This is a genomic window from Ideonella sp. FW305-24, from assembly GCF_058788035.1.
The window spans coordinates 142,684-161,608 of the sequence record NZ_JBYTAI010000013.1 but is presented as its reverse complement, the minus strand read 5'-3'; the positions used below and the strand labels follow the sequence as shown (position 1 = coordinate 161,608).

Genomic DNA, 18,925 nt, shown 5'->3' with positions numbered 1-18,925 from the left:
TCTTGTTCGATCCCACCTACCTGCTGGACTGGGCCAACCTGCTGCTGCGCTGGGCCCATGTCATCGTCGCCATCGCCTGGATCGGCTCGTCGTTCTACTTCGTCTTCCTGGACAACAGCCTCACGCCGCCGACCGACCCTGAGCTGAAGGCCAAGGGCGTGGACGGCGAGCTGTGGGCCGTGCATGGCGGCGGCTTCTACCACCCGCAGAAATACATGGTCGCGCCCAAGGCGCTGCCGGAGAACCTGCACTGGTTCTACTGGGAAAGCTACAGCACCTGGCTGACCGGCTTCGGGCTGTTCACCGCGCTGTACCTGTTCAATGCCGGCACCTTCCTGATCGACCAGAGCGTGCACCACTGGTCGCCGGCTGGCGCCATTGCCGCGGCGCTGGGTTTCCTGGCCGGCTTCTGGGTGATCTACGACGGGCTGTGCCGCACCGTGGGCCGCAAGCCCAGCGGTGACAAGCTGCTGGGCGTGGCGGTGACCGTGGTCGTGGTCTTCGCCGCCTGGGCCGCCTGCCAGTTGTTCGCCGGCCGCGCAGCCTTCCTGCTGGTGGGCGCGATGATGGCCACCGCGATGAGCGCCAACGTCGCGCACTGGATCATTCCGGGCCAGCGCAAGGTCATCGCGCAGATGAAGGCCGGCCTGCCGGTGGACCCGGTGCACGGCCAGCGCGCCAAGCAGCGCAGCGTGCACAACACCTACTTCACGCTGCCTGTCCTGGTGGCCATGCTCAGCAACCACTACGGCTGGCTCTACCAGGCCAGGTTCAACTGGCTGGTGCTGGTGCTGCTGATGCTGGCCGGCGCCTTGATCCGCCACTTCTTCGTGGCGCGCCACAAGGCCAAGGTCAAGGGCGTCACGCCGCCGTGGCCGTTCTTCGCGGCCGGCTGCGGCGTGCTGGTGGGCCTGGCCATTGTGCTGGCGCCGCCGCCGCGCCCTGCGGCTGTGGCCCAGCCGCCGGTGAGCTTCGCGCAGGTGCAGGCGGTCATCCAGCAGCGCTGCGTGATGTGCCACAACGCCAACCTGCAGAACAAGGGCGTGGCGCTGGACAGCGAGGCGCTGATCCGCCAGCACGGCCAGCAGCTCTACCAGCAGGCGGTGGTGCTCAAGCTGATGCCGCTGAACAACGCGACGCAGATCACCGAGGACGAACGCGCGTTGCTGGGCCGCTGGGTGCAGGCCGGCATGCCGTGACGGTCAACCCTGTCGCGTCAGCCGCACGACTTCCACCGGCGGCGAGCCCACGCTGAACCGGGCTTCCAGCGCGAAGCCCATGCCTTCGTAGAGCGCCAGCGCTGGCGCGTTGGCAGCGCCCGTGCCCACGCGCAACAGGCGCCCGGGTGCGGTGCGCCGCAGGGCTTCTTCCACCAACTGCCGGCCCAGGCCGCGGCGCTGGAAAGCTGGCGAGACGACCAGCGCGTTCAGCCGCAATGCGCCGTCTTCCTCCTCGCCCAGTGCGGCTGCGGCGGCCAGCGTGTTGCCTTGCATCGCGCCGAAGAACTGCCAGCTGCGGGCCTGCAGGGCGGCCACTGTGGTTTGCAGTGGTGGAAACTGGGCCGGCGCCAGGCCCAGCAGCGCGGCTTCCTGCGCATAGGCGGCGCACCAGATGCGGTGCAGCGCTTGGACAAGCGTGGGCTGCTGCAGGTCAAGCGGCCGGATGTGGGCCGCGCTCATGTCCACAGCACGGCAAAGATGAACGCGTTCATCGTCACATTGAACGCGGCGTGGGAGGCGATGGCCGGCAGCAGCGAATCGCTGGCGCGGCGCAGCCAGGCGAACAGCAGCGCGGTGGCGAACATCAGCAGCACCCACAACGTGGCCGAGGCCGGCTGCAGTTGCAGGCCGTTGGCGCTGAGCACCAGGCCGTGGTGGCACAAGTGCACCAGGCCGAACAGCCCGGCTTCGATCAGCGTGCTGCGGGTGGGCGAGAAGCGTTGCTCCAGCGCGCGCTGCAGCAAGCCGCGGAAAAACAGCTCTTCGCCAACGGGGCTGAACAGCACCGCGGGCACGGTGAAGATCAGGTGCAGTTGCAGCAAGCCCATGCCGCTGGTGTCCAGCGTGCGCCGGTAGCTGTTGGCAACGCTGGTGAACCAGTGCCCGGTGCCATGGCCGAACAGCGCGATGCCCAGCGCAAAGCACAGCGTGGCGGCCAGCGCACCTGCTGCGATGCCAATGAGCATGAAGCCACGTCGGCGCGGTGCCTGCAGCCCGATGGCGCGTCGTCCCGGTGCGGTCAGCAGCAGCCACGGCAGCGCGGTCATTGCGACGAAGCCCAGCGGCAGCAGCCAGCGCACCGGATGCTCGCCCAGCGTGCCGGCCGCTCGAAGGCCGATGAACAAGGCGGCCAGCACCAGGGACGAGCGCCACAGTTCGGCGCCCAGGGCGCGCCAAGGGGCGCGCAGCGACAGAGCGGTCGTTGTTGCAGATGCCTGCAGATTCATCCGGTGGCCTCGGTCGGAAAGCCGACCTGGGCCGCCCGCCGCAGGCTGGCCTGCACCACCAGGCGGTGGAAGGGCCGGATCAGGCCGATGTAGCTGCGGCCCAGGCGGTTGTGGCAACACACCACGGTGCTCATCACCAGCGTCGGCCCGGGCTCGCCGGCTGCGGCCGGGCGGCACATCACCGAGGCACGAAAGTCCAGGTGCTTGTCGTTTTCGCCCAGGATGATCTCGCTGGCGTGGCGCTCGTAGATCTTGAACAGGCCCACGCGGTTCGTGGCAGGCGAGGGGCCGGCAGTGCTCAGCGCCTTCGCGGTCTTCAGGCCGAATACGGACACCATCGCGTCCCGCACGCCCATCAGCTGGTTGATCCAGCCTGGCTGATGGCCGAAGACAAAGCGCGCAAGTAGCTCAGGGTCGCGCACCACGTTGGCCGGCAGCGCGACGGCGAACGCGTCGGCCAGGTAAGGGTTGGCGTAGAAGCTGCCAATGCGCGAGTCGGTCGGAACCGGTACCGGTGACACGGTGGTGGAAAGGTTGCCCATCAAGGTGCCAGTTCAAAGGCCTGCAGCACCTCGGCCACGTTGTCGCCGATCTCGGCCACCGCGTAGCCGCCTTCGAGGATGAACAGCGTGGGCAGTTGCAGGGCCGCGAGTGTGCGGCCGAGGCGGTGGAACTCGGGCGTGCGCAGCTGGAATTTCGAGATCGGGTCGTCGGCGAAAGTGTCCACGCCGAGCGAGATCACCAGCGCGGCCGGGCGGTAGGCGGCAATGCGTTCGCAGGCGGTGGCCAGTGCGGCAAACCAGGCCTCGTTGGTCGCGCCCGCGGGAAGCGGGTAGTTCTGGTTGATGCCCAGGCCAGCGCCGCTGCCGGTCTCGTCGGCATGGCCGAGGTAGAACGGGTATTCGGTCAGCGGGTCGCCGTGAATGCTCTGGAACAGCACATCGGCACGGTCGTAGAAGATGGACTGCGTGCCGTTGCCGTGGTGGTAGTCCACGTCCAGGATGGCCACGCGCTCTGCGCCCTGGTCCCGCCAGGCCTGCGCGGCAATCGCGGCGTTGTTCAGGAAGCAGTAGCCGCCGAGGAAATCGGCGCCGGCATGGTGGCCGGGCGGGCGGCTGAGCGCGAAGGCGGCGCGGTGGCCGGCGGCGATGTGGGCCTGGGCGGTCAGCGCGATGTCGGCGCCGGTGCGCGCTGCGGCCCAGGTGCCGGCGGTGAAGGGCGTGCCGCTGTCGAAGGAATACAGACCGAGCCGGGCCATGAAGTTGAGCGGCTCCACGTCGCTGCGAAAACCGCGGATCGGCCAGACCGAAGGCAGGATGTCGCCGGCATTGCCCAGCGCTGTCCATTCGGCCCAGGCGGTTTCGAGGAAACGCAGGTAGCGCGCGCTGTGCACGCGGGCGATCGGGTCCAGCGGGAAAGGCTTGGGCGGCAGCACCGGGCCGATGCCGCGCGCCTGCACGGCGGCCAGCACATGGTCGGCGCGTTCCGGCTTCTCGAAACAAGGCACCAGCTCGCCGCGGTAGAACTCGTGGGATCCCGCGTGCGCGCGGTGCTGATCGCTGTAGAAGATGTGCATGCGGCACTTTACGGTGATCTGGGTGGCGGCGTTTCAGGGCCTGCTGCTCAGGCCACCGGGTGGCGCATCACGGCGCGCAGCGTGGCGATCAGGCGCGCCAGGTCGATGGGCTTGGCCACGTGGGCCACCATGCCGCAGGCCAGGCACTGGTCGCGTTCTTCCTGCAGCGCGTGCGCGGTCTGGCCGATGACGGGCAACTGCGGGGCCAGCAGGCGGATGCGGCGCGTGGCTTCGTAGCCATCCATCTCGGGCATCTGGATGTCCATCAGCACGGCATCGAAGCCGTCCGGCGAGTCGGTCACGAGGTTCACCGCCTCGCGGCCGTCGGCGGCCAGCGTGACGCGTGCGCCGGCACTGCTCAGCGCCTGCTTGATGACGATCTGGTTGACCGGGTTGTCTTCGGCGACCAGCAGCCGCAGGCCTTCGAGCTGCGGGCCGCTGCGTGGCATGTCGTCCTCCGCCAGCGACAACTGCTGCCAGCGCGCCGGCACCGCGCGCAGCGGCAGCCGCAGCGTGAATTCGCTGCCCACGCCCAGCGTGGAATGCACCGTGATCTCGCCGCCCATCAGCTCGGCCAGTTGGCGGCTGATGGCCAGGCCCAGGCCGGTGCCACCGTAGCGCCGCGTCGTGGAAGCGTCGGCCTGGCGGAAGGGTGCGAACAGCGCCTCGCGCTGGCCGGCATTCATGCCGATGCCGCTGTCCTGCACGCGGATGCGCAGCCACTCGCCATCGCCATTGCCGTCGCGGTCGGCCAGCAGGTCGATGCCACCGCGGTGGGTGAACTTGACGGCATTGGCCAGCAGGTTGGCCAGGATCTGCTGCAGCCGCGTCGGGTCTGTCATGCAGGCCAGCGGCAGCTCGGGCGCCAGGTGCACCCTCAGCGCCAGGCCTTTTTGCTGGGCGGTGTCGCGCACCATGTCGGCGGTCGCGTCTATCAGCTGGCGCGGGCTGGCCGGAATGGATTCGACATCCATGCGCCCGGCCTCGATCTTCGAGTAGTCCAGCACGTCGTTGACGATGGCCAGCAGCAGCTTGCCGGCCGACAGGATGCGGTTGTAGCCGGTTTGGGTCACCCGGCCCTGGGTCTGCTCGAAACCCAGCTGGGCAAAGCCGAGGATGGCGTTCAGCGGCGTGCGGATCTCGTGGCTCATGTTGGCCAGGAATTCGCTGCGGTGGCGGGCCTGCCGCTCGGCCTCTTCGCGCGCGGCCTCGCGTTCGGTCTCCAGCGCATGGCGCTCGGAGACATTGCGCACCACGGCCACCAGGTCGCCGCCCGGCTCGGTCGGCACGATGCGGGCTTCGTAGGTCTGCTCGCCGGCCGGCATGGCCAGTGCGTATTCGATCGATACCGGCTGCTGGCTTGCGCCCACCTGGGCCAGCGCCGCCATCAGCTTGTCGGCCGCGTCGCCCGGCAGCACCTCGCGCACCGGCCGGCCCAGGAATTGGGCAGGGTCGCGGAGCAGCGTGACGGTGTTGCCGGCGCGGTAGTCCAGCACCACGCCTGCGGGCGAGAGCCGGAAGTAGAGGTCTGGCAAGGCCTCGAACAGGCTGTTCAGCTCGGCGGTGCGGCGTGCCACCTCGTGCTCGAGCTGGTCGGCCTCTTCTTCGGCGCGGCGGGTGGCGTGCTTCTGCAGCGTGATGTCGACGAACGAGGCCAGCAGGTGGTCCTGCCCGCCCAGTGGCGTTCGCGTGGCCGAGTAGGCAATGTCGACCTGCTCGCCGCTGCGCTTGCGCAAGCGCATCTCGCGCCCGCTGACGCGGCCGGTCTCCTGCAACTCGGCCATCGCCGCGGCATGCTGGGCCGTGTCCACCCACAGTGCCAGCGGGGGCGCACCGGGGCCGATGACCTCGCTGCGCTGGTAGCCGCAGAGGTCCAGCCAGGCCTGGTTGACATCGGCCACCCGTCCGCCGGGCGAAGACTTCAGCAGCATGCCCACCGGGCTGGTCTGGAACATCAGCGAGAAGCGAGCCTCGCTGTCGCGCAACGCGCTGACGACCTTCTGCCGCGCCGCTTCGGCTTCGTCGGCCGTCAGCCGCAGGCTGACCTGCATCGCCAGCCGCTCCAGCACGCCAACCTCTTCGGCGTCGAAACGCTCGGCCTGCTCGGCGCGCATGCAGAGCACGGCGCGCACCTCCGTGTCGACCTTCAGCGGCATCGCCAGCCAGGCGCCGCCGGCCGGCACCGCGGCCATGCCTGGCAGTGCGGGCTGGGCCGGGCTTTCCAGCACCAGCGCGGTGCTGCCCTCGCGCCATGCGCGAAGCGCGGCGGTGGCACTGCTGCCGCCACGACCGGGTTCGTCGCCGGTCCAGCCGGGCCGCTGCAGGTTGCCGATGCGCAGCGGAGGCAGCGGCTGCAAGGTGTCGCCGGCGCGTTGCACCGGGCGCAGCGTCTCGCGCCGGTCGTCGGTGCTGCCGATCCAGGCCAGGCTCATGCCACCTTCCTCGACCACCGCCTGGCAGATCGCCGCGTACAGGCTGCTCGGGTCACCCTTGACATGCGCGGCGTCCTGCACCCGGCCCAGCACGCGGTAGAGCTGGTTCAGCCGGCGCAGGCGCTGTTCCGCATGGCGGTGCTGGGTGACGTCGCGGGCAATGCCGAGCACGCCGATGACCCGGCCGCTGGCGTCGCGCATCGGTGCCTTGATGGTCTCGAACAAGGCCTTGCTGCCGTCGGCGGCCAGCGTCAGCCAGTCCTCGGACATCAGTGGCCTGTTGGCAGCCAGCGCGTCCAGGTCGTGCTGGCGCTGCGCGTCCGCCTGCTCGGGTGTGGTCAGCGCATGGTCGGTGTGGCCGATGATGCCGGCCTCGGGCTTGCCGAAGACACGCTCGAACGCCGGGTTGCAGGCGCGGTAGACGCCCTTCAGGTCCTTGACGAAGACCAGGTCGGGCAGGGTGCTGACAAGGGTGTGCAGGCTTTGCCGCTGGTCCTGCAGCTCACGCGTGCGGCGCTCGACCATGCGGCGCATCGCAACCGCCCAGATCAGCGCCGCGCCGCCGGCCAGCGCCGCCAGCGACAGCAGCATGCCCAGGTCGCGCTGCCACGCCGCGCCGGCCAGCACGCCAGCGGCCCGCGCGGGCAGGCTGAAGGCGAGCGCCATTGCCGGCGCGAGGGCCAGGGTCACGGAGGATCGTTTCACGCAGGCATGCAGAGGCTTTCTGGCTGGGCAGCATAGCGCAGCGTTGTTGCCATTCTGAAAATATCACCCTTACCCAGCCGCGTATGCCAATTGCTGGGCCAGGCGGTTGTGGCGGGCCAACAGCGGACCCAGGTCCAGCGTGCACAGCTGCCCCTCGCGCACGACGACCCTGCCGTTCACCACCGTGTAGGCGGCACTGGCCGGCGCGCACATCATCAGCGCCCCCAAGGGGTCATGCACCGCGCCGCCGGCCAGGCCCAGCGTGCGCAGGTCGAACAGCGCGAAGTCGGCCGCCATGCCGGGCGAGAGGTGGCCGATGTCGTCGCGCCCCAGGACTCGCGCACCGCCGCGGGTGGCGATCTCCAGCACGTTGCGCGCGGTCATCTCGGCGGGCCCGTGATCGCAACCGTAGGGTCCCAAAGATCGCCCTACGCGGGCCAGCAGCAGCGCCTGTCGCGCTTCGCCCAGCAGGTGCGCGCCGTCGTTGCTGGCGCTGCCGTCCACGCCCAGGCCGACCGGCACGCCGGCGTTCAGCATGCGCCGCACCGGCGCAATGCCCGAAGCCAGCCGCATGTTGCTGCACGGGCAATGCGCCACGCCGGTGCCGGTGGCGGCAAAGCGGGCAATGCCGGCGTCGTCCAGCTTGACGCAGTGGGCATGCCACACGTCGTCGCCGATCCAGCCCAGGCTTTCGGCGTACTGCGCCGGCGTCATGCCGAACTTGGCCAGGCTGTAGGCCACGTCGTGGTCGTTCTCGGCCAGGTGGGTGTGCATGCGCGTGCCCAGCGCCCGCGCCAGCCGGGCCGATTCGCGCATCAGATCGCGGCTGACCGAAAACGGCGAGCAGGGCGCGGCCACCACGCGCAGCATCGCCAGCGGCTCGGCGTCGTGGTGCGTCTCGATCAGGCGCTGGGTGTCGGCCAGGATCGCGGCTTCGTCTTCGACCAGGCTGTCCGGCGGCAGCCCGCCGGCGCTTTCGCCCACGCTCATGCTGCCGCGCGCCGCGTGGAAGCGCATGCCGATCTCGGCCGCGGCCTCGATGCTGTGGTCCAGCTTCACGCCGTTCGGGTAGAGGTACAGGTGGTCCGAGCTGGTGGTGCAGCCCGAGAGCAGCAGCTCGGCCATCGCCACCTGGGTCGAGACCTGCACCATCTCCGGAGTCAGCCCGGCCCAGAGCGGGTAGAGCGTGCGCAGCCAGCCGAACAGCTCGGCGTCCTGCGCCGCGGGGATGGCCCGCGTCAGGCTCTGGTACATGTGGTGGTGGGTGTTCACCAGGCCGGGGATGACGATGTGGCCGCTCGCGTCGATCTCCTCGTCCACGCCATCCGCCGGCAGCCAGGGCCGCAGGTCCTCGTCGCTGCCCAGCGCGATGATCTGCCGGTCCTGTACCAGCAGGCTGGCGTGGCGCAGTTCGCGGCGCTGGTCGTCCAGCGTGGCGATCAGCTCGGCGTTGCGGATCAGCAGGGTGCGGCGGGGAGCGGCAGAGTTCATGGCGCGCGCTGGTATCGTGAAGGCCCGCCATCGTTGCACAGCGCGTGCCCATCCAGGTCAGGTATGCCTCGTTTCGCCGCCAATCTTTCGATGCTGTTCACGGAGGTGCCGCTGCCGCAGCGTTTTGCGCGCGCCGCCGCGGCAGGCTTCCGCTTCGTCGAGTGCCAGTTCCCGTACGACTTCCCGGCCGACGCATTGCGCGCCGAGATGGACGCTGCCGGCCTGCAGATGGTGCTGCACAACCTGCCAGCCGGTGACTGGGCGGCGGGCGATCGCGGCATCGCCTGCGACCCGACGCGCGTGGCCGAATTCCGCGCCGGCGTGCCGCGCGCGCTGGCCTACGCCAAGGCGCTGGACGTGCCGCAGCTGAACCTGCTGGCCGGCCTCACGCCCCCCGGCGTGCCGGCCGCCCAGGTGCGCGCCACCTTCCTGGACAACCTGCGCTTCGCAGCAGACGCATTGGCCGAACACCGCAGGACGCTGCTGATCGAGCCGCTCAACACCTTCGACCTGCCCGGCTTCTGGCTGCACGGCAGCCATGACGCGCAGGCGCTGATCGAAGAAGCCGCGCGGCCCAACGTGAAGATCCAGTTCGACCTCTACCACCTGCAGCGCATGCAGGGCGAGCTGGCTGGCACGCTGCTGCGCCAGCTGCCGCACATCGGCCATGTGCAGTTTGCAGACAACCCCGGCCGCCACGAGCCCGGCACCGGCGAGTTGAACTTCGGGTTCCTGTTCGATCACCTGGACCGCATCGGCTACACCGGCTTTGTCGGCGCCGAATACCTGCCGCTGGCCGGCACCGAGGCCGGCCTGGGTTGGCTGGCGCGCTTTCAAGCATGACGCATCCCACCGAACTGTTGCGCCGGCTGTACGGCACCGCCGTGTCGGCCGCCTTGCCCGCCCAGGTCCTGGCCGAGCACCTGCCACCGCCACCCAAGGGCCGCACGCTGGTGCTGGGCGCCGGCAAGGCCGGTGGTTCGATGGCTGCGGCGGTCGAGGCGCTGTGGCCGGCTGACGCGCCGCTGAGCGGCCTGGTCATCACACGCTACGACCACGTGCCGCCGGGCGGGCCGGCGCAGCGCCGCATCGAGGTTGTTGAAGCCGCGCACCCGGTGCCGGACGCGGCGGGCCTGGCGGCCTCGGCCCGCATGCTGGCGCTGGTGCAGGCCTTCCAGCCCGGGCCGGACGACCTGGTGCTGTGCCTGATCTCTGGCGGCGGCTCGGCCTTGCTGAGCCTGCCGGCGCCCGGGCTGACGCTGGGTGACAAGCAGGCCGTCAACAAGGCCTTGCTGCACAGCGGCGCGGCCATCGACGAGATGAACTGCGTGCGCAAGCACCTTTCGGCCATCAAGGGCGGGCGGCTGGCGCAGGCCTGCGGCGGCGCACCGCTGCTGTCGCTGCTGATCTCCGACGTGCCGGGCGACGACCCGGCGGTGATTGCCAGCGGCCCCACCGTGCCTGACCCCAGCACCTGCGCCGACGCGCTGGCCGTGCTGCGCCGCCACCGCATCGCGCTGCCCGCCGTGGCCCAGGCCGCGCTGGAAAGCGGCGCCTGGGAAACGCCCAAGCCCGGCGACCCGCTGTTTGCGCGGCACGAGGTGCGTTTGATCGCCACGCCGCAGATGAGCCTGGACGCGGCTGCCGCCGAGGCGCGCCGGCTCGGTTTCGCGGCGCATGTGCTGTCCGACGAGATTGAAGGCGAGTCGCACACCGTGGGCCAGGTGCATGCGGCGCTGGCCCGCGCCGTGGCGCGCCACGGCATGCCGTTTGCCAAGCCGTGCGTGATCCTCTCGGGGGGCGAAACCACCGTGACGGTGCGCGCCGACACGCCGCGCCCGCTGGGCCGCGGCGGCCGGGCCGGCGAATTCCTGCTGGGCTGCGCGCTGGCGCTGCGGGCCGAGCCCGAGGTCTGGGCGCTGGCGGCGGACACCGATGGCATCGACGGCGTGGAAAGCAATGCCGGCGCCCTGGTCACGCCAGACACCCTGGCACGCGCGGCAACGTTGGGCCTGTCCGCCGCCGAGCACCTGGACCGCCACGACAGCTTCGGCTTTTTCGAGGCGCTGGGCGACCTGGTCGTCACCGGGCCGACCTACACCAACGTCAACGACTTCCGCGCCTTGTTGGTCCGTTGAGCAACTTTCGGCGAAGCCGCGGGTCAGAGCCGGACCATGTCCCGCCTGATGCGCGCAACCCTGCCCATGCTGCTCGCCGCGGCCACCGCTGCCGTGTGTGCGCAGCCGCCGCCAGCGGCTGAGGTGCAGCAGGTCACGGTGACCGGCGCGGCGCGGCAATCGGTCGAAAAGTCCTTCCGCAAGATGGTGCATGGCGTGGACTTTTTCGAGCAGGCCAAGGCCAGCCTGGCGCCGCAGGCCGTGCTGCGCTTCAAGCTGCTGCCGCGCAAGCCCGGCACCGACATGGATCACATCGTGCTCGAAGTGATCGGCTCGTCGTTCGACTACAAGGTGCCTGTCGCGCCGGACCACACGTTTTTGCTGGAACGCAACCGCCTGGCGATGGACGAGGACGCGGTCGTCTCGCCGAACCGCCGCCGGCTCAGCATGACCTGGCGCACCGACATCCGCAGCCCCGGCCTGCCGCCCGGCACCCGCCGCCTGGGCGACCTGCGGCTGGAATGCCTGGTCGGGCTGGAGGCGGACCTGGTGTCCAACAGCAACCCGTTTGCCATGATCGCCGACCTGTTCGCCGACAGCCGGCGCTACTGCGAACGCAAGGACGCGAAGTACCTGTTCTTTGCCGAGCGGCCCCTGTTTGGCGTGACGCTGGTGGCCGGCGAGCGCCGCGAGGTGCTGCCCATTGACCAGCTCTATGCCGGCGCCAGTGACGACCCCGGCTTGAAACAGGACCTGCCCTATTGCGACTGCGAAGTGCTGGTGGATCGCACTTACTTCCTGCCGCTGGGCGACCACAGCTGGCCGGACGACACGCGGGTTGAATTCGAGTACATGGATGATCGGCCATGACCCGGCCGCGGCTTCGCCTTCGTGCGCTTTGCCTCGCGGCCAGCCTGTGCGCGGGCTGTGCCGGCGTCGGCCTGCCCGGCCCCTCGCCGCAGGGCCCGGGCATTGCGCACACGCCAGCCGGCCAAGCCCTCTCGCCGCAGGCCGCCGCCGCCCTGATCACCGTCGGCAAGAGCACCCAGCCCGAAGTCGCCACCGCACTTGGTCCGGCCATCGTCGTCCGGTTCGACAGCGGCGACGAGGTGTGGGTCTACCGCTGGCCCGGCGCAGACCGGTCCACGGGTGCTGCCACGGAACTGGTGCTGCTGTTCGAGCCGCCGGGCGTGGTGGCGAAGCTGCGGGTGAGGCAGGGGGCCGGGCCCGGGCATGCGGGCCGGTGATGCGCTGCGGCGACGCCCAACAAGTCCTGTTGGCCACTCAGGCCGGCGTCCTGGCGCGCCAAGGGTGAAGCCCTTCATTCGACGCCCCATCGGATTCAGTTTTGCCCGTGAAGCACCGCCGCAAAAAGTCGCCTATGTCGTCCAGTGCAGCCTTTGCCGCATGCAGCGTGGAAACGTTGGAAGGGAACACATGCACCATGCTTTCCCAGACGTTCACCTGGCAGACCCCGCCGCTGTTCTCGACCCGATCGCCGTAGCGCGTGGAATCGTCGAGCAGGACTTCGTCTTCCCCGACATGGATGAGGATGGGCGGCAGCTGGGCGAGATCGGCATACAGGGGCGAGGCTCGCGCGTCGCGCGGGTCATGCTTGCCGAGGTACAACTGCGCCGTGGTGGCAAGCGCCTGCCGGGTCGTGAGCGGGTCGGCTTCGGCGCGGCTTGCCATGCTGTCACCGGTCAGCGCCAGATCGGTCCAGGGTGACATCGTCACCGCGCACAGAGGACGCGGGCTCGCGCCATCTTTCGCCCTCGCAACCGTCAGCGACAGCAGCGCCAGCGCCAACCCGCCACCGGCCGAGTCCCCCGCCAGCGTGATGCTGGTGACTCCCCGCGCGACCAGGCCCGCATAGGCGGCCTGGGCATCGTCAACGGCTGCCGGAAACGGCCGCTCCGGTGCCAGCCCGTACGCCGGCACGAACGCGGCGATCTGGGTTCGCGCGGCGATCTGCCCGACGAAGTGCCGATAGGCGAGCGCCGATCCGGCGATGTAGGCGCCACCGTGAAAATAGAGGATCGCCGCAGCGGGATCAACTGCGCCTTCCGGGCGGCACCAAACGCCTGCGACACCGCCTACCGAGGCCTGTTCGTAAGTCACGCCGGGGGATGCGGGAGTCTTCTCCATCCATTCATCGAAGGGCTTTCTCGCCTCCGGGCCGGTGACGCTTCCCTTCATCGACGCGACCATCTCGCGCATTGCGATCATGACTGCGCGGTCGAGCGGGTGCAGAGGGTGACGGATGGTTGCCATGATGCGACGCCCCCGTTCACTCAGTCGAGGTTGAGCCAACGCGCCGCAGCATCGGCGGTGTCTGGCGGGGAGGTGTTGAAGGCGATGGCTGCCTGGGGTGCCGTCTTGTGCACGGTGTTCACAAGCCGTTCGAACAGCAGCAGGCTCTTGGGGGGAATGCGAAGGCCTCCGCCGATCACGACGCAGTCGTAGAGAACGGTGGAGAGTTGCTGCTCAAGCACTGTTGACGCGGAGTCGTCGGGGCGCACGAGACAGAGATCTGCATGCCAGCCCCGATCTGTCATCTGCTGCATGCCGAGAGCGATGCCGGCATGGATCTTGGCGGCGTCGAAACCGGGCGGCAATGCCGGGTCCGAGAAGTCGACCGTCTCCGGTTGCTGGCCCACGAACAGGACTTTCGTCTCTTGAGATTTGTTCATCTTCATCTCCTGCCGATTGATCGGGTTCCTGACCTGGCCAAGAACATGTCGAGGAACTTGTGCTTGCCGACATTCGCTTCGTCGGGCGGGGCGGCTGGCGCGATGTAGAAGACCGAATCGACGCCCTCGAGGACAGCCTCAACGCTGGCACGGTTGCCCAGATCGCCGACGGCCACGTCCGTGGCGCCGTGGGCGCGCACGGCGTCCGCGTCGGAAGCTCGTCTGATGAGCCCGCGGACCTTGGCGCCACGTTGGGCAAGCGCAGGAAGCACGAGGCCGGCAAACTTGCCCGCGGCACCGACTGCCAGGATGGTGGAGCTTGGTTGTTTCATGCGTTCCTTCGTTGGAAAGCGCCATGAGGCGGTGTGACAAACTCATTGAAACTTGATCCGCCCGTTCGGGCTGTAGGACTGCACGCCCATGCCGCGGGAACACGGTGTTCCCCTGGTGTGACAGTCGGCTTGCGTGCTGCCGAAGCTCACCACGAATTCACGGGTTTCAAACCGCGCTCGCTGTCACCTCTCAGGAAAACGCAGGGCCGCCCCAAGTTTTTCTTGACCCCCTCGGGGGAGCTGGCACGGAGCGACAGGTCTGGGGCGCTCAAGAGGAATCCTTCGACATGCTGGACTTGAATGATTTGCGCGTGTTCGAGAAAGTCGCAACGCTGCGCAGCTTCTCCGCGGCCGGACGCGTGCTGAACATGCCCAAGTCGAGCGTGAGTCGCTGTGTGGCTCGCCTGGAGGCGGCCTTGGGAATCCGCCTTGTCCAGCGGACCACGCATGACGTGCAGCTGACTGACGCAGGCCTTGCGATGCACGAGCGATGCGGGAACCTGCTCGCGCGCATCCATGAAACGGTCGACGTGATCAGCGGCATGAGCGACAACCCGCGCGGCCTGCTGCGGATCAGTGTCGGAATAGGCTTCGGCTACAACGCCGTGTCAGACCTGCTGCCCGAGTTCCTGGCGCGCTACCCCGATGTCAAGGTGGCACTGGAGTTGAGCAGTCGATCGGTGGACCTGATTGCCGAGAACGTGGACGTGACGGTGCGCATCGGGCCGATGACCGACTCGCAACTGGTGGCGGTCCGGCTGGGGACGATTCGCCGCTACCTTTGCGCCGCTCCTGCCTATCTCGCGCGCTGCGGCTCGCCGCGCACCCTGGACGAGATCCAGTCGCACGACGCCGTCGAGATGCCAGGCATCGGCGGGAGGCCGCGCCCCTGGATGTTCACAAGCCCCTGCGGCGAGGAGAAGAGGTTCGAACTCAACCCGCGCCTGAGCATCAACGATCCGCTCTTGATTCACAGGCAAGTGCTGCGTGGCGTCGGCCTGGGTTGCCTGTCGGGGTACTTGTGCGCACCCGATATCCAGGCCGGGCGCCTCGTTCATCTGTTTCCCGAATGGACGCCGCCTCCGTTGGCGGTGAATGCCGTCTTTCCGAGCAGACGAGAGCTGTCTCCCACGGTCAGGGCCTTTGTCGAGCACCTCAAGCGTGCTTCGGCGCCGGGCAAGTCCTGGCAAGACGACCCGATGGCACCGCCATAGCTCTGCAGTGAGCAGGATCGTTTTTTGGGTGTTGCCTCGGGTAGGGAAATTCATTCTTGCAAGCGCTAAGCTGCGTGCATGCCCAGCCCACGCGAGCGCGGTCGCCCAGCGCACCCAGATGTACTGACTCCCGGCGAGTGGCGCGTGGTTGAGGCGGTGCGGCACGGTCTGCGGAACCGCGAGATCGCCGCGCGCCAGGGCGTCACCCTCGACGCCGTGAAGTACCACGTGGCCAACGCGCTGCACAAACTTGGTCTGGCCAGCCGAACCGAACTTCGACGCTGGGACGGCATTCGACGCGACACCCTGCTGCACGCCAAGGAGACCTTCATGCAAGCCGACATCCATCTGGGCGCTCTGGGCCAGATCGCCCGCACGGTCAAGGACATCGCTGCCGCCCGTGCTTGGTACGGTGACGTGCTCGGCTTGGCGCACCTGTACTCGTTCGGCAACCTGGCATTTTTCGACTGTGGCGGCGTGCGGCTGTTCCTGTCGGAGGGCGAAGGCACTGTTTCGGAGTCGATCCTGTACTTTCGCGTCGATGACATCCGCGCAGCGCAGGCGGCCCTGGGCGCGCGCGGCGTGCAATTCACGCATGCGCCGCACATGATTCATCGCCACGAGAACGGCAGCGAGGAGTGGATGGGTTTCTTCAGCGACAACGAGGGCCGGCCTTTGGCGATCATGTCGACCGTGGGTTGATGCGGGACGCAGCCGCGAGGACCTGCTGCCAGGCGGACCCGATGAATTTCCACTCCTGGCCGGGTGCTGCCCATGCGGCGGTCTTGCGTGCGCGGTCCCGCGGGACCGGCGGGCGAGCGCGGAGCGCGCCCAGTGCGTAAGGCCGTTCAAGCGCGAGCGCGCGTCTTCAGCAAGCCACCGAGCCCGGTGCCGGCCACCGCGATCATCAGCAGCGGCATGCCCCAGCCCGGCGCCAGGCTCAGTGCCAAGCCACCGAGCGTCGGGGCCGCCATGCCGCCCAGCGTGTAGCTGAGCACCAGCACCGCGGTGGTGTTGACCAGCGCCACGCCTTGCTCGCGGTGGCCGATGTCGACCATCGCCAGCGTGTACAGCGCGCCGCCAGCGCCGCCCCACACAAACGCGATGACATAGGCCAGCGGCGGCCAGTGCGGTGCCAGCGGCAGCAGCAGGCAGGCGCCCAACGTGATGGCGGCGCAGCCCAGCAGCACGCCGCGCAGCGACCAGCGGTCCGCCAGTTCGCCCACCGGCACCATCACCAGCGCGCTGCCGGCGCCACTGGCCGAGACCAGCAGCGCGGCCATCCCGGCGCCAAAGCCCGCCGACAGGCCGTACAGCGGCAGCAGGCCCGAGGTGCCGGCTTCGAAAAAGCCGCCGACCGCGCCGGCCAGCATCAGCACCGGCCGCTGGCGCATTGCGGCGGCGATGCCGCGCCAGCCCGGTGGCGGTGCGTCTTCGCGGTGGTGGCTGGTCAGCGCCGGCACCGCGAAGCTCAGCAGCAGGCCCAGCGCAGAAAGCGCCACCGCCGTCCAGCGCGCAAGCTGTGCCGCGGCGCCCTCGGTGCCGATGAAGGCCAACAGGCTGGGGCCGAGCACGAAGGTGCAGCCCACCATGGTTTCGTACAGCCCGACGATGCGGCCGCGCCGCGCAGCCGGCGCCAGCTCGGCAACCGTGGCTTCGGCGACGATCCAGCGCAGCGAGCCCGCCGCGCCGCCGACCACGCCCAGCAGCGCCCAGCCGACCGGCCAGGGCGTCAGCACCGTCAAGGTCAAGGTGCCCAGCGGCACCGCGCCGCTGAGCAGCAGCGCACCGCGCATGCCCAGCCGTGCCACCCAGCCGCCGGCAAACGGCGTGGCCACCGCCAGGCCCAGCCAGTTGGTGGCCGCCAGCAGGCCGACCAGTGCGTCGTTCAGTCCCATGCCCTTGGCGGTGAACAGCAGCAGCGGGAAGAACATGAAAAGCCCGCTGAGCTCGCAAAAGGTCGACGCGAAGATGGCGATCAGGCCGCGGCGCAGCTGGGCAGGCGAGACGGCAGGCGAGGGCAAGGGCGTGGTCAAGGCGTGGTCAAGGCAATGGGGGAGGCGGGTTGGGGCCGCGATCTTGCCAGCACGGGTAGCCTGTCTGCCGCGGCCATGAAAAAAGGGACCCGAAGGTCCCTTTGGTGGCATTGAGCGGCGCTCAGACCGACAGCATCTTCACGGCGACCAGGCCCAGCACGATGGCGATGGCGTAGCGGATCAGCGTCAGCGGCGCGCGGGTGCTGATCAGCGAGCCGATCAGCACGCCGGGGATGGAGCCCAGCAGCAGGCTGACCAGCAGGTCGTAGTTGACATTGCCCAGGCTCAGGTGGCCCAGGCCGGCGATCAGCGCCAGCGGAATCGCGTGGGCCAGGTCGGTGCCGACCAGCTTGTTCGAGCTCAGGCGCAGCGGGTACAGGTAGACCAGCATCACGGTGCCCAGCGCGCCGGCGCCGATGGAGGTCAGCGTGACCAGCACGCCCAGCACGATGCCGGCGACCACGGTCAGCACAGGCTGCACGTTCTTGAACTTTTCCGAGTCACCGACGCGGAAGTTCTTGCCAATCGCGTGCAGCTTCTCCTTGAACAGCATGCCCAGCGCGGTGATGATCAGCGCAATGCCGACCGCCTGGATGATGAAACCGTTCTTGACCTGATGGCCGCCGCTGAAGGTCATCCAGGCGAGCGTCAGCGCCGCAGCGGGCAGGCTGCCCCAGGCTAGGCGCTTGACGATTTCCCAGTCCACCGTGCCGTGGTTGTGGTGCACGGCGGTGCCGAACATCTTGGTGATGGATGCGTACAGCAGGTCGGTGCCGACGGCGGTCTGCGGCGCGATGCCGAAGAACAGCACCAGGATGGGGGTCATAAGGGCGCCGCCACCGACGCCGGTGATGCCGACGATGGTGCCAACCAGCAGCCCGGCGATGGAATTCATGCCATCGATTTGCATCGCAGTACCTCGAAACCTTCGGTCGATTCGGGGCCGAGGCAACAAGGCAACTCGGCCGACTGAAGTCATTCTCGCATTCGGCATCTGCAAATGCGGGTTCCAAGTAAAGACCCCCCTAAAAGATTTAGTGACCGAATTGGCAATGAGGGCCGACTCGCCTCAAGCCGAGGCCAACTGCAGCAGTTGCGCCACGACCGCGACCGCGATGATTTCCGGCGCCTTGCCTTCGATGCCGGGCATGCCGACCGGGCTGACCAGGCGGTCCAGTTGGGCATCGGACAGGCCCCGCTCGCGCCAGCGCCGCAGGAAGCCGGCCTTCTTGCTGGCCGAGCCGATCAGGCCCAGGAAGCCGAAATCGCCGCGGCGCAGCACCGCCTCGCAGATGCGGAAGTCCAGCGCGTGGCTGTGGGTCATCACCAGGAAAAAGGCGCCGGCCGCTGCATCGGCCACTTCTTCCTCGGGTTGAGCGCTGGCGCAGCAGCGCAGGTGGGCGGGCAGCGGCATGGCCGGAAAACCGTCTTCGCGCTCGTCCACCCACAGCGCTTCGCAAGGCAGGTCGGCCAGCAGCTTGACGATGGCGCGGCTGACGTGGCCGGCGCCGTGCAACTGCAGGTGAAAGCGCGGCGGCTCGGCAGCCCAGCCGGTGAGGCTGTCACTGTCCAACGGGAAAAAGCGCAGCGTCAGCGCGCCGCCGCAGCACTGGCCCAGTGACGGGCCCAGCGTGACCGGCCAGTCCCAGGCCGCCAGCGGCCGGCCGCCGGCTTCCTTCAGCGCGGCCTGGGCACGGGCGATGGCCTGCCATTCCAGGTGCCCGCCGCCAATCGTGCCAGCCACTTCGGTGGCAGAAACCAGCATGCGGGTGCCGTCCTCGCGCGGCACCGAGCCTTTGACGCGGGTGATCTCCACCCAAATCGCCGAGCGGCCCTGCTGCTGCCAGCGCTGGGCCAGTTCCCGTAACGCCAACCGGCCCATG

At 69.0% G+C, this 18,925-nt stretch carries 19 protein-coding genes; 7 read left to right on the top strand and 12 right to left on the bottom strand.

The annotated features are described in order from the left end of the window. The first annotated feature begins 2 nt into the window (after positions 1–2). Positions 3–1,199: a urate hydroxylase PuuD gene (locus AC3WR5_RS26780; protein ID WP_492488451.1), complete on the top strand. Its 1,197-nt coding sequence runs from the start codon at positions 3–5 to the stop codon at positions 1,197–1,199. Positions 1,200–1,202: 3 nt separating this feature from the next. Here AC3WR5_RS26780 and AC3WR5_RS26775 read toward each other — a convergent pair whose 3' ends face one another. The 6 genes from AC3WR5_RS26775 to AC3WR5_RS26750 form a co-directional block, all read right to left on the bottom strand. Continuing rightward, positions 1,203–1,679, bottom strand: coding sequence for a GNAT family N-acetyltransferase (locus AC3WR5_RS26775; RefSeq protein ID WP_492488449.1), 477 nt, complete (start codon positions 1,677–1,679; stop codon positions 1,203–1,205). Then, positions 1,676–2,446, bottom strand: coding sequence for a CPBP family intramembrane glutamic endopeptidase (locus AC3WR5_RS26770; RefSeq protein ID WP_141288460.1), 771 nt, complete (start codon positions 2,444–2,446; stop codon positions 1,676–1,678). The genes AC3WR5_RS26775 and AC3WR5_RS26770 overlap by 4 nt, the downstream gene beginning before the upstream one ends. Further along, a complete protein-coding gene (locus AC3WR5_RS26765) occupies positions 2,443–2,988 on the bottom strand; it encodes a DUF2867 domain-containing protein (RefSeq protein WP_492488447.1) in 546 nt (181 codons plus the stop codon). The genes AC3WR5_RS26770 and AC3WR5_RS26765 overlap by 4 nt, the downstream gene beginning before the upstream one ends. After that, entirely contained in the window at positions 2,988–4,022 is a 1,035-nt protein-coding gene (locus tag AC3WR5_RS26760) for a histone deacetylase family protein (protein WP_492488445.1), read from the bottom strand. Before AC3WR5_RS26760 ends, AC3WR5_RS26765 begins: the two co-directional genes overlap by 1 nt. A gap of 47 nt (positions 4,023–4,069) precedes the next feature. Next, the gene (locus tag AC3WR5_RS26755; RefSeq protein WP_492488443.1) at positions 4,070–7,159 is read right to left on the bottom strand and encodes a PAS domain-containing protein; all 3,090 of its coding nucleotides are present in this window, start codon (positions 7,157–7,159) and stop codon (positions 4,070–4,072) included. A 69-nt stretch (positions 7,160–7,228) separates the two neighbouring features. After that, a complete protein-coding gene (locus tag AC3WR5_RS26750; protein WP_492488441.1) occupies positions 7,229–8,650 on the bottom strand; it encodes an 8-oxoguanine deaminase in 1,422 nt (473 codons plus the stop codon). A 63-nt stretch (positions 8,651–8,713) separates the two neighbouring features. Here AC3WR5_RS26750 and hyi point away from each other — a divergent pair, with 63 nt between their 5' ends. From hyi to AC3WR5_RS26730, 4 genes are read left to right on the top strand one after another with little or no spacing between them, the layout of a single operon-like run. Next, positions 8,714–9,493: a hydroxypyruvate isomerase gene (hyi, locus tag AC3WR5_RS26745; RefSeq protein WP_492488439.1), complete on the top strand. Its 780-nt coding sequence runs from the start codon at positions 8,714–8,716 to the stop codon at positions 9,491–9,493. Continuing rightward, positions 9,490–10,788 (top strand): glycerate kinase type-2 family protein, encoded by a 1,299-nt coding sequence (locus AC3WR5_RS26740; protein ID WP_492488437.1) that lies wholly within the window; start codon positions 9,490–9,492, stop codon positions 10,786–10,788. Before hyi ends, AC3WR5_RS26740 begins: the two co-directional genes overlap by 4 nt. Before the next feature lie 36 nt (positions 10,789–10,824). Continuing rightward, positions 10,825–11,637, top strand: coding sequence for a hypothetical protein (locus AC3WR5_RS26735; protein WP_492488435.1), 813 nt, complete (start codon positions 10,825–10,827; stop codon positions 11,635–11,637). Next, a complete protein-coding gene (locus AC3WR5_RS26730; protein ID WP_492488434.1) occupies positions 11,634–12,014 on the top strand; it encodes a hypothetical protein in 381 nt (126 codons plus the stop codon). Before AC3WR5_RS26735 ends, AC3WR5_RS26730 begins: the two co-directional genes overlap by 4 nt. A gap of 37 nt (positions 12,015–12,051) precedes the next feature. On the opposite strand, the gene AC3WR5_RS26725 is transcribed toward AC3WR5_RS26730, so the two are convergent. From AC3WR5_RS26725 to AC3WR5_RS26715, 3 genes are read right to left on the bottom strand one after another with little or no spacing between them, the layout of a single operon-like run. Then, complete coding sequence (locus tag AC3WR5_RS26725; RefSeq protein ID WP_492488432.1) at positions 12,052–13,041, bottom strand: alpha/beta hydrolase fold domain-containing protein; 990 nt, start codon at positions 13,039–13,041, stop codon at positions 12,052–12,054. Between the two features lie 20 nt (positions 13,042–13,061). Beyond that, positions 13,062–13,460: a hypothetical protein gene (locus AC3WR5_RS26720; RefSeq protein ID WP_141289337.1), complete on the bottom strand. Its 399-nt coding sequence runs from the start codon at positions 13,458–13,460 to the stop codon at positions 13,062–13,064. Between the two features lie 2 nt (positions 13,461–13,462). Further along, positions 13,463–13,792 (bottom strand): SDR family oxidoreductase, encoded by a 330-nt coding sequence (locus AC3WR5_RS26715; protein ID WP_492488430.1) that lies wholly within the window; start codon positions 13,790–13,792, stop codon positions 13,463–13,465. 287 nt (positions 13,793–14,079) lie between these two features. Between AC3WR5_RS26715 and AC3WR5_RS26710 the strand changes: the two genes are divergently transcribed. Next, the gene (locus AC3WR5_RS26710; RefSeq protein ID WP_492488428.1) at positions 14,080–15,006 is read left to right on the top strand and encodes a LysR family transcriptional regulator; all 927 of its coding nucleotides are present in this window, start codon (positions 14,080–14,082) and stop codon (positions 15,004–15,006) included. Positions 15,007–15,084: 78 nt separating this feature from the next. Beyond that, complete coding sequence (locus AC3WR5_RS26705; RefSeq protein ID WP_141289340.1) at positions 15,085–15,708, top strand: LuxR C-terminal-related transcriptional regulator; 624 nt, start codon at positions 15,085–15,087, stop codon at positions 15,706–15,708. 146 nt (positions 15,709–15,854) lie between these two features. On the opposite strand, the gene AC3WR5_RS26700 is transcribed toward AC3WR5_RS26705, so the two are convergent. From AC3WR5_RS26700 to xdhC, 3 genes are all read right to left on the bottom strand, one after another. Further along, positions 15,855–17,042 carry an MFS transporter gene (locus tag AC3WR5_RS26700; RefSeq protein WP_492488425.1) on the bottom strand — a complete coding sequence of 396 codons (1,188 nt, stop codon included), beginning with the start codon at positions 17,040–17,042 and terminating at the stop codon, positions 15,855–15,857. Between the two features lie 121 nt (positions 17,043–17,163). After that, complete coding sequence (locus AC3WR5_RS26695) at positions 17,164–17,937, bottom strand: sulfite exporter TauE/SafE family protein (RefSeq protein ID WP_141291864.1); 774 nt, start codon at positions 17,935–17,937, stop codon at positions 17,164–17,166. 174 nt (positions 17,938–18,111) lie between these two features. Then, entirely contained in the window at positions 18,112–18,924 is an 813-nt protein-coding gene (gene xdhC / locus AC3WR5_RS26690) for a xanthine dehydrogenase accessory protein XdhC (protein WP_492488423.1), read from the bottom strand. Position 18,925 lies beyond the last annotated feature (1 nt).